Genomic DNA, 14683 nt, shown 5'->3' on the forward strand with positions numbered 1-14683 from the left:
CCGACCATGCCTGCTCCTACCGCGCCGACGCCACCGAGTGAAGTGGCCGTTCGTACCAGCCCGCTGGCGGCCTGGGTGCTGGTGCCTTTCCTGGCGGCCGGGCTGTTGTCCTGCGCCTGGCTGATGGTCAAAGGGCCGATCAGTTTTTTGCCGGTCAAGGTCGACAGCGACATGCTGCTGCACGGTGATGTAACCCATCGCTTTGCCAAGGAGCTGGCCAAGGCGCCGATGGCGATCCAGGCCGCCAACCTTGAGCGTGGCGGCAGTTGGCTGGCGTTTGGCGACACCGGGCCGCGTGTACGCCAGGGGTGCCCGGGCTGGCTGTTTATCAGCGATGAACTGCGCATCAACCGCCACGCTGGCGCCAACGAGCAGACCAAGGCCCAGGCCGTGATCGACTTGCAGAAGCAACTGGCCAACAGAGGCATCGACCTGCAAGTGCTGGTGGTGCCGGACAAGAGCCGCATCGCCGCCGCCGAGCGTTGTGGCCTGTATCGCCCGGCCGTGCTCGACAGCCGGATTGAGGATTTCACCGGTGTATTGCAGGCCGCTGGCGTGTCGGCGCTGGACCTGACCGACACCTTGAAACCCTTGGGCGCCGAGGCGTATCTGCGCACCGACACCCACTGGAGCGAGATCGGCTCCAACGCCGGTGCGAAGGCCCTGGCGCAGCGCATCCAGCAGCGCGGCATCCAGGCCACGCCGGAGCAGGCGTTCGACATCACCCAGGCACCGCTCGCGGTGCGTCCCGGTGACTTGGTGCGCCTGGCCGGCCTGGATTGGCTGCCGCCGAAGTTGCAACCGCCAGGGGAGTCAGTCGCAGCGAGCAGCGCCCATGAAACCGGCGGTGCCACCAGCAATGCCGACGATCTGTTTGGCGATGCCGGCCTGCCGAATGTGGCACTGATCGGCACGTCGTTCTCGCGCAACTCCAACTTTGTCGGCTTCCTGCAAAAGGCCCTGAATGCGCCGGTGGGTAATTTCAGCAAGGACGGTGGTGAATTTTCTGGCGCGGCCAAGGCGTACTTCGACAGCCCGGCTTTCAAGCAAACACCGCCTAAGTTGTTGATTTGGGAGATTCCTGAGCGGGATCTGCAAACGCCTTACGATCCGATCAACGTAAGTCATTAATTTGACGATTTGCCGCCTGTCTAAAAAATAGGCGGCCATATACCAAAATAATGACACTTTGACGGCTCTGTAACAGAATGCTTGCACAGAGACGCACACAAAAAGACCTGCGGTAAGCCCTCGTTTTTCTTGCCGACCCCTCACGTCTTTAAGATGCGCCGTGTGGAGTTCAGGCCATGAGCCTTACTGATCGAATTTTCTGTCTGCTAGGCAAGGATGTCGCCCGAGATCCCCAAGGATTGAATGCGCGCCTGCATTTCTTTGGCAGCATTCCCGTCGACGACGGCACCCCGTTTCCCCCTCCCAGTGCCAATGAACACGCCCTGCCGGTGCAGGTGATGGCGCAGCGCCCGAAAGTCGTGGCATTGGTGTCGATCAATGGCGGCGTCGGCCGCAGCACCCTGGCGGCGGCCCTGAGCAGCGGCTTGCAGCGCCAGGGCGAATCGGTGGTCGCGCTGGACCTGGACCCGCAAAACGCCTTGCGTCATCACTTCGGCGTGAGCGCCGCGTTGCCGGGGATCGGTCGCACAAGTCTGCAACACGGCCAGTGGCGCCCACTTCAACAAGCCGGGTTTGCCGGCTGCCAAGTGATTGCCTTTGGTGATACCACCGAGCAACAACAGGAAAACCTGCACCGCTGGCTCAAGCAGGAAACCGGTTGGCTGGCGCGGCACGTCGCGGACCTTGGCTTGAGCGAGCGGCAAACGCTGATCATCGATACGCAGGCCGGCAATAACGTGTATTTCCATCAAGCGCTGAGCATCGCCGATGTGGTGCTGGTCGTGGCCCAGGCGGATGCCGCTTCACTGGGTACCCTCGACCAGATGGAGGTATTGCTCGCGCCGTATCTGGCACACGCCAAGGCGCCGCGTGTTCATTACGTGATCAACCAGCTGGATGAGGACAATGCCTTCAGCCTGGACATGCTCGAAGCCTTTAAGCAGCGCTTGGGCAATGCCCCGATGGAAGTGCATCACGACGCGGCGATCAGCGAAGCCCTGGCGTTTGGCACCGACCCGTTGGACAGCCCGGCGATCAGCCTGGCGTGTGACGATATCAACGACCTGTGCCGTGTGTTGAAGGCGCCAAAAAAAACCGCATGAAGTGCGGTTTATGCGCTTAACACCAGACGCTTATGCACAATCGGTTGGTTGGGGCTGTCACGAAACAGCCATTTTGTGGAGCCGTTCTCAACACGCTGCAACTGCCTGTTTTGCGTGCATTTTATTTTATGAACAAAAAATGACCAGTAGGGCTTTTGGGCTGTAGCGCTTATAACTACAGCCTCCGTAAAGAATTCATCAACAGAGTTATCCACAGGGCGCGGCGCGAAGAATTTGCCCCTTAATCGCGCTCGGCCAGCACCATCAGGTTGCGTGGGGTCAGGGCCGGTTCGCAGAAGGTGCCTATCTCAACCTTATAGCCCGCTTCCTTCAGAAAAAGTGCCCGATCCAGCACCAGCCACATCTCCAGCGGGCGCCGAAACAGCCCGCGTACCAATTCCAGGTTGCGCACCTGTGCCAGGCGCTGCCAGCCGTGGGCTTCCAGCGCATCCCAATCCTGCTTGCCTGTGGATAACCCCTTGAGGGTTGCCAGGGCCTGGCAGTACTCGGCGAACGGCTTGCCCAGCCAGCTGGCGGGCAGCGAGGGCGTGGGCAGGTAGTCGTCACACCCGCGCAGCTGGCGTTGCAGGTGGTCGAACCCCAGGCGTCGGGCCATCGAGATATCGCGCTGTTGGCGCACCCGTGCACCTGCGGTGACGGTTTCGCTCAGCGGCAGGCCCAGGTCATCCACCGACAACTGCAAGGCCGAAGCACGCCCCGCAGCGGACAGCGCTTGATAGCGCTCCGCGCCGATGCGGTTGTAGCAGCAAGGCGCCACTGCCAGTTGTTTGCAGCCGGCGGCGCTGGCCAATTGCAACAGCCGCACGTGCAAATCGCCGCAGGCGTGCAGGGCGACGGGGGTGTGCTCGGGGCTTATCGCCACGTTCGCCATGACGTCTTGCAGGGTGTGGGTCGCGGGCAAGTGATGGTGATCACTCAAGGCCTGGCCTGCAGCAATCAGCGCCGGGTCGTATTCCAGGCAGGTCAGTTGCTGGCCGGGCTGCAGCAGGCGACGGCCGAGGTGGCCTTTGCCGGCACACCAGTCCAGCCAGTGTTGGGGCGTGTCAGTAAAGGTCAGGGCGCCGCCGAACGCTTCGATCTGCTGCCACTTGCGTCCGGGAACGTCGACGTTCAAGCGAGGGTGAGCGGGTGCCAGGGGTTGGGTCGGTAACTTATCCACAGCACTGAGCTGGCGTGCTCTAGCGGCCAGCTGTGGAAAAGGTACCGGCGCGGGCAGGTCATGGGGATGGTTGTGGCTGGTTTCGGCGTCCTCCAACGAGCGTTGACGCAGCCAACTCGCAAGCTCGGGATGCTCGGTTTCCCAGGGTAAGTGCAGATGCGTAAAGGGCCGTGGTCGCCACAGCCCTTGGTGCTCGATCAGAAACGCATCCAGCGCCTGGAAGCGTGCCTCAACGTCCTTGGCAGGCATCGACGCGCAGCCAGCGTTCCAGCAGTTTGAAGCCACGTACCAGGATGTAGGCCATCAACAGGTAGAACAGGCCGGCTGCGAAGAAGATCTCAACCGGCAAGTAGGTGCGGGCAATGATGGTCCGCGCCATGCCGGTCAATTCCAGCAACGTCACGGTACTGGCCAGGGCGCTGGCCTTGAGCATCAGGATCACTTCGTTGCTGTAGGCCGGCAGGCCGATGCGCGAGGCGCGGGGCAGGATGATGTAGAACAGCGTCTTGGGCTTGGACATGCCTAGGGCGCGCGCCGCTTCGATCTCTCCCGGCGGAATGGCCTGGATGGCGCCGCGCAGGATCTCGGCGATATAGGCGGCGGTGTGCAGGGTCATGGTGGCGGTGGCGCACCAGAACGGATCGCGCAGGTAGGGCCACATGAAGCTCTCGCGCACGGTGTCGAACTGCGCCAGGCCGTAGTAGACCAGGAACAGTTGCACCAGCAGCGGCGTGCCACGGAAGAAGAAGATGTAGGCGTAGGGCAGGGCGCTCACGTACCAACGGCGCGAAGAGCGGGCGATGCCCAACGGAATCGCCAGCAACAGGCCGGCGATCACGGCAATGGCCACCAATTCCAGGGTCAGGGTTGCGCCTTGGGCCAGTTTGGGCAGCCACTTGATGATCACGGCCCAGTTCAGGCCCAGGTCAAAATGCGACAGCCAGCTGTAGTCACCGCTCATTGGGCGCTCCTTGCAAAGCCGCGGGCGGCGCGTTTTTCGAGGAAGTGCATGCCGGTCATGGCCAGCACGGTGAGGCCCAGGTACATGAAGGCCGCCACCATGAAGAAGGTGAACGGTTGCTTGGTGACGGTCACGCCGATCTGCGCATGGCGCATGATTTCTTCAAGGCCGATCACCGAGACCAGCGCGGTGTCTTTCATCAGGATCATGAACAGGTTGCCCAGGCCCGGCAGGGCGATGCGCCACATTTGCGGCATGATCAACCGGGTGAAAATGCGAAACTTCGACAACCCCAATGCCACGCCCGCTTCGCGGTGGCCCTTGGGAATGGCGAGGATTGCGCCACGGAACACTTCCGTGGCGTAGGCACCAAAGCACAGGCCCAGGGCGATGACCCCGGCGGCAAAGGCACTGAGGGAAAGGTCGGGGTTGCCGAAGAACTCACCGAGGGCGCGCATCAGGTTGACGGTGCCGAAGTAGATCAGCAGCACCCACAGCAATTCAGGAATGCCGCGAACGATCGTAGAGTAGGCACCGCCCAGCCATTGCAGTGGCTTGTACGGGGAAGTCTTGGCCAAGGCGCCGGCAAGGCCCAGCACCAGCCCCAGGCACAGGGCCGTGAGCGCCAGTTTGACGGTCATCAGCGCGCCAGCGGCAAGCGCCGGGCCGAATCCGTAGAGGTCGAAATTCATGGTGTTTTCATATCGCAAGGCATTGCTAAAAGCCGACGCGCTCAGGTGAGCGCGTCGGGCAAGTCGCTCAGATCATTCGATGCTGAACGGGAAGTACTTGTCGTTGATCTTTTTGTAGGTGCCGTCTGCCTTGATCTCTGCCAGGGCTTTGTTCAGGCGCTCGCGCAGCGGGTCGCCCTTGCGTACGGCGATACCGATCTTGTCGCTTTCTACAACCGGGTCGCCTTTGAACTCATAGGCCGAACCGTCTTTGCTCTTGAGCCATTCGTACTGCACGTACTTGTCGGCGAGGATGCCATCGAGGCGGCCGGACGTCAGGTCGAGGTAGGCGTTTTCCTGGGTGTCATACAGCTTGGCGGTGGTGTCCGGCAGCTTGTCTTCCAGGTAGGTGCCGGCCAGCGTCGCGCGCTGGGCGCCGATGGTCTTGCCCTTCAGGTAAGCGGCGTCGGTCTTGAAGTCTGCGGTGGCTTTGGGCGCGATGAATTGCAGCTTGTTGGAGTAGTACGGGTCGGTGAAGTCGACGGCCTGCTTGCGCTCATCGGTGATGGACAGCGAGGACACCAGGAAGTCGAACTTCTTGGCGTTCAGGGCCGGGATGATGCCGTCCCAGTCGGACACATACACTTCGCACTTCTCGACTTTCATCTTGGCGCACAGGGCGTCGCCGATGTCTTTGTCGAAGCCGACGACGTTGCCGCTGGCGTCTTTATTGTTGAACGGCGGGTAGGCCGCTTCGATCCCCATTTTCAAGGTTTCTGCCATGGCCGTGGCGCTGAACGCCATCGAGACGGCCGCGGCCAGAAGGAATTTTTTATAGTTCTGCATGCATGTTGCTCCGTTAGCGGTTGCTGGACATGAATTGTTTGCAGCGCGCCGAAAGCGGGTTTTCAAACACCTGCTGTGGCGATCCTTGCTCTTCGACCAGGCCCTGGTGCAGGAACACCACCTCGCTGGAAACCTGGCGGGCAAAGCCCATCTCATGGGTGACCAGCAGCATGGTGCGGCCTTCTTCGGCCAGCGCGCGGATCACATTAAGTACTTCCTGGACCATTTCCGGGTCAAGGGCGGAAGTGGGCTCGTCAAACAGGATGACCTTGGGCTGCATCGCCAGGGTGCGTGCGATGGCCGCCCGTTGTTGCTGGCCGCCGGACAATTGCGCGGGGTAGGCGTGGCGCTTGTCGGCGATGCCGACCTTGGCCAGCAGGGCTTCGGCGACTTCAATGGCTTCGGCCTTGCTCTGGCCGAGCACACGGCGAGGGGCCTCGATGATGTTGTCGAGGATGCTCATGTGCGGCCACAGGTTAAAGTTTTGAAACACAAAACCGATTTCGCTGCGCAGGCGGTTGATCTGTTTGCCGTCGGCGGCCATCAACTCGCCGTTCTTGGCGGCCTTGAGCTTGAGTTCTTCGCCGGCCACCAGGATCTGGCCCTGGTGCGGGTTTTCCAGCAGGTTGATGCAGCGCAGGAAGGTGGACTTGCCGGAACCGGAGGAACCCAGGATCGAGATCACGTCGCCGTCGCGAGCGGTCAGCGAGATACCTTTAAGTACCTCCAGCTCACCATAGCGTTTATGCAAGTTGCGGATTTCAAGCGCGGGCGTGGCCTCAGCCATGTGGGGTCCTCAATGTGTTCGTTGCGTTCTTCGCTGTTGGGCCGCCTTCCTGGCGAGGCGCCAAGCTAGCATAGCGTTTGGATGACAGCCAACAGCGCTGCGGACGGTAAGCGGGTGGTCTGCGGCAGGGTGTCGCATCGGCACAGCAGCGTGTCGCGCCATCAACAACCAAACAGCCGTTTGAACCCGAAAACCCGCAGGTTTCGCGTAAAAAAGGGCGCGATGGTGCCAGCTTTGGACGGGTGTTGGAAGGGTTAACCGGGCAAACGGTACGTATCAGCCCTTTTATGGGGCGTCACGTACTTTTTGTGTGTGTTTTTGGTGCGCTCGTTCGTCTTTAAAGTGGGTCGCACGGTAACGCTATAGCGGAATGCCATTGTTCTCAATGACTTGCGATTGCTGTTGAAGTGCGCTGCAGCCCGCGTCAATCGCGGCTCTGTAACATTTTGGCGCAAATCTTGCGTAAAAAATAAAGAACGCCCTGTTGGATTCTTTTCACGAGAAAGACTGCAGGCCGGGCGGACCGTTTTCGCAATTCCTCGCAAAGGTGTGTCAATGAGTAGTACGCAAAGCTCCAATGACCTCGAACAGGGGCTCAAACCGCGTCACGTCACCATGCTGTCGATTGCCGGCGTTATTGGTGCCGGTTTGTTTGTCGGCTCCGGCCACGCGATTGCTGCCGCCGGGCCCGCCGTACTGCTGGCGTACGCCGCAGCGGGCACCCTGGTGGTGCTGGTGATGCGCATGCTGGCCGAAATGGCCGTGGCGTCTCCCGACACCGGTTCGTTCTCTACTTATGCCGACCGCGCGATCGGTCACTGGGCCGGTTTCACCATAGGCTGGCTGTACTGGTGGTTCTGGGTGTTGGTGATTCCATTGGAAGCCAACGCCGCTGCAACCATCCTGCATGCCTGGTTTCCTGATGTGGCCATCTGGGTGTTTACCCTGGTCATTACCTTGTTGCTGACGGCCACCAACCTGTTCAGCGTGAAGAACTACGGCGAGTTCGAGTTCTGGTTTGCACTGATCAAGGTCGTGGCAATCGTAGGCTTCGTGATTCTCGGCCTGGCCGCGATTTTCGGCTTCCTGCCAACCAGCCAGGTCAGCGGCGTTTCGCACCTGTTCGACACCCAAGGCTTCATGCCAAACGGCATGGGCGCGGTATTGGCCGCCATCCTGACCACCATGTTCTCCTTCATGGGCACCGAGATTGTGACCATCGCGGCCGCCGAGTCGAAGAACCCGGGCCAGCAAATCACCAAGGCCACCAACTCGGTGATCTGGCGGATTGGTTTGTTCTACCTGCTGTCGATCTTCATCGTGGTGTCCCTGGTGCCATGGAACGATCCGACCCTGGCAGCCGTGGGTTCCTACCAGACTGTGCTGGAACGCATGGGCATCCCGAATGCCAAGTTGATTGTCGACCTGGTGGTCCTGGTGGCCGTGACCAGCTGCCTTAACTCGGCGTTGTACACCGCCTCGCGCATGCTGTTCTCTTTGGGTCGTCGCGGTGACGCCCCGGCCGTCGCCAAGCGCACCAACAAGAGCGGCACGCCTTACTGGGCGGTTCTGCTGTCGACCGGTGCAGCGTTCCTGGCGGTATTCGCCAACTACGTGGCGCCTGCTGCAGTGTTTGAATTCCTGCTGGCCAGCTCCGGCGCCATCGCGCTGCTGGTGTACCTGGTGATCGCGGTCTCGCAACTGCGCATGCGCCAGAAGCGCACGGCGGCCGGTGAGAAGATTGTCTTCAAAATGTGGCTGTTCCCAGGCCTGACCTACGCGGTGATGGTGTTCATCGTGGGCACGCTGACCATCATGCTGTTCCAGGAAGCGCACCGGGTCGAGATCATCGCGACCGGGATTTTGAGCGTGTTGGTGGTGGCGGCGGGGCTGATTGTGGCGAGCCGTCGCAAGGCCCAGCGCGTGGGTGCTGCGGTACTTAATTGACACCTCACTGTAGGAGCCGGCTTGCCGGCGATGGCGTCCTCAAGGGCCCTATCGCCGGCAAGTCCGGCTCCTACAGGGTTAGGGTTGTGTCAGGGCCTGGGAGGCTGCGACGTAGTCCGCCTGGAACTGCGGCGACTCAATCCATGCCAGCGCCGCGGCTTCATCCTCGGTGTCGGTGGCCCACTGCCGGTACTCGATCAACGCCGCCAGAATGAAATCGGTGGCCTCCTCTTCGCCCTCCTGCTCCAACACCACGGCCAGCAACGGGTGGGACAAGAATGCGGCGCACAGTGCCTGCTGGCTGATCTCGCTGGCGGTGCGCATCTCTACGAACAACTCGGTCAAATCCACCGACTCAAGGTCAATGCGGCTGTCATCGCCGGCAAAGGCATCCGGCTTGGTCGCGACGGCGCGTTGGGTGCGGTTCTGCTTGGCCTTGGCCTTTGCCCGGTGGGCGCGTTTTTGCTGCTTGTTCGGCGAGGCCATGGGCTCAACGTCCTGAGTCTGGATCTGGGTGGTGTATTGAAGCGCAGGTTGGCCTAAATCCCAAGGGCTTCTAGATGCGTTCCGTCACCCGGCGCCCGGGCGTGCCGTGCGCCAGCTCACCCTGTTGCAACCACGCCAGTGCGATCGGCCACAAACGGTCCTGATACTGGCTGCGGAAAAACGCGAAATGCCCGACCTCTTTTTCGCCAATGTCCTGCGGGGCGATGCGCAGGTGAGTTCGTTCGCTGTTCTTGAAATACCCCAGCAAGCGGTCGACAGCCGCCACCGTTCCGAATGGGTCGTCGGTGATGCTGATCGCCAGTACCTGTGCCTTCACCCGGGCGAAGGGCAGGTCGCCCAAGGCACGCCCGCTGGGCCGCGTTTCATAGGTGGGCGTTGGCGTGCTCCAGTCCCGTACCACGCCGGCTGGTGTGTCTTCCAGCCAGCCCATGCGCTTGCCGGGAAAGTAGCCGCACACGGCTGTCACCAGTGGCATCACCACATGCCACTTGCCGAACATTTTCCAGCGCCCGCTCGCCTGGTAGTCGCGCCAGTAGGCGAACTGCGCGCCCACTGTCACGATCCGCCGAATCACCGCCCCCGAGGCGCCCAGCCCCGCGGCGCACCCGCCAAAGCTGTGAGCGACCACATCAATCGGCTGCCCGGGAAACTCCCGCTTCGCGCGCTGAAGCATCGCCTCGAAATCCAGCACGCCCCAATCCGACCATGACGCCTTGAACCGCCGCAGCGAGCCGGCCCGTGATTCGCCGATGCCACGGTAGTCGAACGTGATGACGTCAAAGCCGTTGGCAAATAGGTAGTCCGCGAAGCGTGAGTAGTGGCGGCAACGCACGGAGGTGGCGGCGTTGATGATCACGACGGGGCGCGTCATGTCTGTGCGGACATGGCGCCATGTGAAACCACCAAGGAGGTGACCATCGGCAGCGGGCTCGCGAAATGTTTCGGGGGCAGGTTGGGCTGGCAGATTCATAGGGCGGCTCGGTATGTACGCTTTCGATGTGGGTTTGAAGGCCCGCGCGCTTTTTATCAGTTCCCGAAATTAGCAAATTTGGCGGAGTCTTTGCGCAAAAAAATGGACGTTGCTCGACCTCGACCTGTTGGATGCTTAGGCTGATGTTCTTTCGATCCAGCAGAGTCAGCCAATGACCCGCGACACCCTCGAGCGCAATCAGATCCCCGTCTACTTCGCCACCGTCTTCCTGGCCGTCCTGTTCGGCCTGCTTGTCCCTTCTGTGGCCCATGGTCTCGGCATGCTGGCCACGCCGGCTATCGCCCTGTTGATGTACGCCATGTTCCTGCAGATCCCCTTTCTCGATTTGCGCGAAGGGTTGAGTAACAAGCGCTTCATATCCGCCCTGTTGCTGGCCAACTTCATTCTTGTGCCGTTGCTGGTCTGGGTACTGACCCGTGGGCTCGTGGAGCGCCCGGCGCTGCTGGTCGGGGCTTTGCTGGTGTTGCTCACGCCGTGTATCGACTACGTGGTGGTGTTCACCCATATCGGCAAGGGCGATTCGCGATTGATGTTGGCGGCGACGCCGGTGCTGTTGCTGCTGCAACTGCTGCTGTTGCCGGTGTACCTGGGTTTCATGCTGGGGGCGGAATCGGAGGTGGTGGTGGCGGTCGGGCCATTTGTCGAGGCGTTTCTGCTGCTCATTGTGGTGCCCATGGTGTTGGCGGTGCTGACCACGTCCCTGGCGCGGCGATCCAGGGTTATCAATGCGTGGAACGACGCCTGGGCCTGGCTGCCGGTACCGGCCATGGCGTTTGTGTTGTTTGTGGTGATTGGCTCGCAGATCACCTCGGTGGTGCGGGATATCGCCCTGTTGTTGCCAGTGGTCCCGGTGTACATCGGTTTCTTGCTGCTGGCGCCGTTGATGGGGGTGCTGGCTTCGCGACTGTTTGCACTGCCTGCGACGACGGCGCGGGCGGTGACGTTCAGCGCGTCCACTCGCAACTCGCTGGTGGTGTTGCCGCTGGCGTTGGCCTTGCCCGAGGACGTGCGTGGGGTGGCCGCAACGGTGGTGATCCTGCAAACCCTCGTTGAGCTGGTGGGAGAGCTACTCTACATCCGGTTGATTCCGATGCTCGTGTGGCCCGCAGGTCGGTAAACCCGCAATTGTTCGGGTTTGTTCAGGCGTTATTCAGGGTTGCCATCGGCAACATGCGTCAGCGCACCCAACCTGAAAGGACAGCCGATGGACCACCGCAACCGCTTTCGCCTGGAGTCTCTGGGCATTTTCCTGATTGCTTTGTTGCTGTTTACCCTGGGCATCTGGGACCAGCAGCCCCAAGGGTTTGACGGGCGCTGGGCGCTGTTCCTGCAGGAAATGTTTCGCCATGGCGCGAGCCTTTTCCCCACCACCTACGGCCAGCCCTACGCGGACTATCCCGGCGCCGCGACCTTCTTCAGCTTTGTATTTGCCCGCCTGTTTGGCGCACCTAACCACTTGGCGAACGTGCTGCCCACGGCACTCGCTTCGGCGGGCGTGGTTGCTCTGATCTATCGCTTGCTGGCGCCGTCCGGTCGCCCTTGGGCGCTGCTCACCGTCTTGTTGACGTTGCTCACGACTCAACTGCTCGAAAAATCGCGCTCGGTGTGTCTGGATCAGATGGTCGCGCTGCTGTGTGTGGGCAGTTTCTACCTGCTGCACAGTGGTGAGCGCCTGGGTTCGCGCTTGAGGCAGTTGGCGGTGTTCCCGCTGTTTGTCCTGGCGTTTGCGATTCGCGGGCCGTTGGGGTTGATCGAGGTTTGCGGCGTGGTGTGTGTGTACTGGGCGTTGGGCAAGCCCGGGGAGCGGGTCAAGCAGGTGTTGATCCACGGGGTCGTCGGTTTGGCTTTGCTCGCGGCGTGTTGGTGGGCCTTGATGAAGCTGGCGCGCATCAGTGGCGGCGATGCCTTTGCCGATGCCGTGTACAAGATGCAGGTAGGAGGGCGCCTGGATGAAATTGGCGAGCCGTTCTACTTCTACTTCCAACTGAGCCTGTATCGCTATTTCCCGGTAGTGCCGCTGGCGTTGGCCACGTTGATTGCGCTGCGTCATCGTTGGCCTGAGCGGTGGGCAAATAATGATCTGCAACTGATGCTGCGCCTCGGCGCTTGCGGCCTGATGATTCTGCTCGGGCTGTCGGTGCCGCACTTCAAGCGCGCCTACTACATCCTGCCGATGGTCCCGATGTTTGCCGCTGTCGCCGCCTATGGGCTGCTCCAGGCGCAAGGCTGGTTGATTGGCGTGCGCCGATGCTATGAATGGCTTGTCGCCGCGCTACCGGCGTTGTGCGTGGTTGTGGTGTTTATCTGCCGTCATGGGTGGCAGAAGCATGGTTACTGGCCTGACGTTTCGTTGCCGCTGCTGATTGGGGTGTTGGTGGTCCTGCAAGTCGCGGCGTTGATTGCGTGGCGGCAGGTAGGCCGGTTGGTGTGGCTCAGCCTGATCGCACTGGCGGCGCAATGGTTGTTGTTGGTGACAGTGGTAGAGCCGTCCAAGGACCTGCAATTCGATACGCGACAGTTTGTCGGCCAGGTCGAAGCGCTTCGCGTATCGACACCCGGGCCGTTGGTGTTTGTCGACTTGGGTCGAGACACCTGGGCGGTGCGCTACATGATGAACCTGGATCACGATGAGCAGCCGCTGTTTGTCGGGCGTACTGAGCTTGAGAAGCTGGCGACGCTGCCTCGGCCATCGTGGGTCATTGTGTCGCGCAAGGAGGCCGCACTGTTGAGCGGGACGCCAATGGAGCAGCAGGCGCCGAACTTCGAGGGCCGGCTCAATGACAATCCGCTGATGGTGTTCTTACTCAAGTAGGCGCGTGGCATTGAGCGGTGTTGATCATCGCGGTTTGAAATTTCGGCCAACAAAAAAGCCTGTGATAAACAGGCTTTTTTGTTGGCGCGTGCGCCGCTCGGCTATGGATCAGGCCGCTGGGAGCACGGGGATCTGCATGCCGATTTTCGCCGAGGCGAAGTTGAAATCGCCACTGCCAATGGATTGTGCCTGGAAGCCTTGGCCAATCAGATCCTTGATGTAGAACGTGTTGTAGAGGAAGGCAAACACGATATTGCTCAGCCCCATCGTGAACATTGCAATCACGAACTGAATCAGGCCGTATTTCAGGTCGCCGCGAAACAGTGCCGGGAAACAACCGAAAAAGAAGGTTGTCCACGAAAAACCTACAGGAGCTTCTTTCATAGCGCCTGTGTTCGGGTTTTTGAAAATAATTGATGTGTATGCCATTTTTTCTCTCCATGTGCCCAAACGGGTAAGTGATACGTCGGGCCGCGTATCCCTGGGTGTTGTGAAACAATTGGTGTGGGGTTGCGCAGGTGTCAGTCGGCGATTTCCCAAATTAAATTGTCTTCGTCGACCATGACATCCACGCTCAAGGTCTCGTGACCGTCCGGGCCATCGACCTCAACCAAACCGCGATATTTGTTTTTGCCCCTGCTGATCAAGGTCAGGTCTTTGATCTTGTTTTCACCGGGTGACGTGTCCTTGTCCCACGTCTCCTGCATGCTCTCCTTCACCTCTTGGGCCAGCTCTTCATTGGCTGCGTGAGCAGTGCCAAGGCAAAACAGCGATGCGAGCAGTGTCAATGCCATTGTGAGGTGTGGGGGTGTGCGCTTCATCTCGGGCTCCTTGAGACGGCGTGCCGGGCGCAGACCCGCGCCCTGTGAAGTCTTAAGCCTGTTGGGTGTGGCCGCGCAGAATATTTTGCTTTCTCTGTTCTTCCGGCAGGTCGTTGATGCAGTAGTTGATGTAGAAAATATTCAGGAAGAAGGTGTAGAGCGCGTTCATCCGCAGGTCGATTTTATGTTCGCTGAGGGCGTATTCAGACAGTGCGTTTTTAGCCTTGAATGCCCACACGATGTACATCACGTTGGAGGCGATGAGCAGAATCAACGCAATAGCACTCAGCAACACGTTATCCGTTCCGGAGAGCGCACCACCCATGCCAAGACACACCGCGAGCCAGATGATGTAGGTGTTGTCGACTACCCGGGTTTTTGTGGTTTCGCTAAGAATCAGATTGCTTTTGTACAACCAGAGAAGTAGGTAGAGGCCCGCCGTGGCTACTGACAGCAAGACCATGTTGAGGGTCTTGGTGTCGATTTTGTCTTTCAATTCGTTGATGGTGGACATAACTCTTCCGTGTTTATGGCGTCGAGAGGCTTCGAAGTGGGTTCGCGAAGGGCTGCAGCTTTTTGAAGGGAGGGGGGAGGCATGAAAATGTCTAAACCCGTCGTTTTGCCTTCGCGAATAATATGCAGTGGCTGACGGTTACAGGAGGGGATGCATCCGCATAGTGTGACTCGCCGGCCTTGGCATATTTTGAATCATATCACGACGCCACTATTCGGCGGCATAGGTTGTGCCATTGAATGGCAGCAAATCGCAGGCAACAAAAAACCCGCACTAGGCGGGTTTTCTGTGTGCTTTCACGTGATGTTTACACCACCTGAAAGCTGAAGGTGGTGCCCAGAGACGGAATCGAACCGCCGACACGGGGATTTTCAATCCCCTGCTCTACCGACTGAGCTATCTGGGCAACGGG

Annotated in this window: 15 protein-coding genes and 1 tRNA gene; 5 read left to right on the forward strand and 11 right to left on the reverse strand. The window is 60.2% G+C overall.

The features are described from left to right. The first annotated feature begins 6 nt into the window (after positions 1-6). Entirely contained in the window at positions 7-1131 is a 1125-nt protein-coding gene (locus AC07OV_RS01005) for an alginate O-acetyltransferase AlgX-related protein (RefSeq protein WP_495091299.1), read from the forward strand. Between the two features lie 176 nt (positions 1132-1307). Further along, positions 1308-2234: a cellulose biosynthesis protein BcsQ gene (gene bcsQ, locus AC07OV_RS01010; RefSeq protein WP_494996148.1), complete on the forward strand. Its 927-nt coding sequence runs from the start codon at positions 1308-1310 to the stop codon at positions 2232-2234. 241 nt (positions 2235-2475) lie between these two features. Here the strand turns inward: bcsQ and AC07OV_RS01015 are convergent, their stop codons facing one another. From AC07OV_RS01015 to AC07OV_RS01035, 5 genes are all read right to left on the reverse strand, one after another. Beyond that, positions 2476-3663 (reverse strand): methyltransferase, encoded by a 1188-nt coding sequence (locus AC07OV_RS01015; protein ID WP_495091300.1) that lies wholly within the window; start codon positions 3661-3663, stop codon positions 2476-2478. Next, positions 3644-4333 carry an ABC transporter permease gene (locus tag AC07OV_RS01020; protein ID WP_101273709.1) on the reverse strand — a complete coding sequence of 230 codons (690 nt, stop codon included), beginning with the start codon at positions 4331-4333 and terminating at the stop codon, positions 3644-3646. The genes AC07OV_RS01015 and AC07OV_RS01020 overlap by 20 nt, the downstream gene beginning before the upstream one ends. A 38-nt stretch (positions 4334-4371) precedes the next feature. After that, on the reverse strand, positions 4372-5067 hold the full coding sequence (locus AC07OV_RS01025) for an ABC transporter permease (protein ID WP_017254012.1): 696 nt from the start codon (positions 5065-5067) through the stop codon (positions 4372-4374). 72 nt (positions 5068-5139) lie between these two features. Next, positions 5140-5892, reverse strand: a complete 753-nt coding sequence (locus AC07OV_RS01030) for an ABC transporter substrate-binding protein (protein WP_060754625.1) — start codon at positions 5890-5892, stop codon at positions 5140-5142. A gap of 13 nt (positions 5893-5905) precedes the next feature. Beyond that, positions 5906-6679 carry an ABC transporter ATP-binding protein gene (locus AC07OV_RS01035; protein WP_010213906.1) on the reverse strand — a complete coding sequence of 258 codons (774 nt, stop codon included), beginning with the start codon at positions 6677-6679 and terminating at the stop codon, positions 5906-5908. A gap of 555 nt (positions 6680-7234) precedes the next feature. Between AC07OV_RS01035 and gabP the strand changes: the two genes are divergently transcribed. Continuing rightward, complete coding sequence (gene gabP / locus AC07OV_RS01040) at positions 7235-8626, forward strand: GABA permease (protein WP_176997305.1); 1392 nt, start codon at positions 7235-7237, stop codon at positions 8624-8626. Positions 8627-8704: 78 nt separating this feature from the next. On the opposite strand, the gene AC07OV_RS01045 is transcribed toward gabP, so the two are convergent. Together AC07OV_RS01045 and AC07OV_RS01050 are read right to left on the reverse strand one after the other, a co-directional pair. Then, positions 8705-9112 carry a hypothetical protein gene (locus AC07OV_RS01045; protein WP_494996150.1) on the reverse strand — a complete coding sequence of 136 codons (408 nt, stop codon included), beginning with the start codon at positions 9110-9112 and terminating at the stop codon, positions 8705-8707. 70 nt (positions 9113-9182) lie between these two features. After that, positions 9183-10103 (reverse strand): alpha/beta hydrolase family protein, encoded by a 921-nt coding sequence (locus tag AC07OV_RS01050; protein ID WP_495091301.1) that lies wholly within the window; start codon positions 10101-10103, stop codon positions 9183-9185. Positions 10104-10275: 172 nt separating this feature from the next. Between AC07OV_RS01050 and AC07OV_RS01055 the strand changes: the two genes are divergently transcribed. Together AC07OV_RS01055 and AC07OV_RS01060 are read left to right on the forward strand one after the other, a co-directional pair. Further along, positions 10276-11241: an arsenic resistance protein gene (locus AC07OV_RS01055; RefSeq protein ID WP_495091302.1), complete on the forward strand. Its 966-nt coding sequence runs from the start codon at positions 10276-10278 to the stop codon at positions 11239-11241. A gap of 87 nt (positions 11242-11328) precedes the next feature. Next, positions 11329-12936, forward strand: coding sequence for an ArnT family glycosyltransferase (locus AC07OV_RS01060; protein WP_495091303.1), 1608 nt, complete (start codon positions 11329-11331; stop codon positions 12934-12936). Between the two features lie 108 nt (positions 12937-13044). On the opposite strand, the gene AC07OV_RS01065 is transcribed toward AC07OV_RS01060, so the two are convergent. The 4 genes from AC07OV_RS01065 to AC07OV_RS01080 form a co-directional block, all read right to left on the reverse strand. Then, on the reverse strand, positions 13045-13365 hold the full coding sequence (locus AC07OV_RS01065; RefSeq protein ID WP_494996154.1) for a hypothetical protein: 321 nt from the start codon (positions 13363-13365) through the stop codon (positions 13045-13047). A gap of 92 nt (positions 13366-13457) precedes the next feature. After that, entirely contained in the window at positions 13458-13757 is a 300-nt protein-coding gene (locus tag AC07OV_RS01070; RefSeq protein ID WP_494996155.1) for a hypothetical protein, read from the reverse strand. Positions 13758-13809: 52 nt separating this feature from the next. After that, positions 13810-14271: a DUF4234 domain-containing protein gene (locus AC07OV_RS01075; RefSeq protein ID WP_494996156.1), complete on the reverse strand. Its 462-nt coding sequence runs from the start codon at positions 14269-14271 to the stop codon at positions 13810-13812. A gap of 330 nt (positions 14272-14601) precedes the next feature. Next, a tRNA-Phe gene (locus tag AC07OV_RS01080) sits at positions 14602-14677 on the reverse strand. Positions 14678-14683: the final 6 nt, after the last annotated feature.

The sequence above is a fragment of the Pseudomonas sp. GW821-FHT09A09 genome (assembly GCF_059418405.1).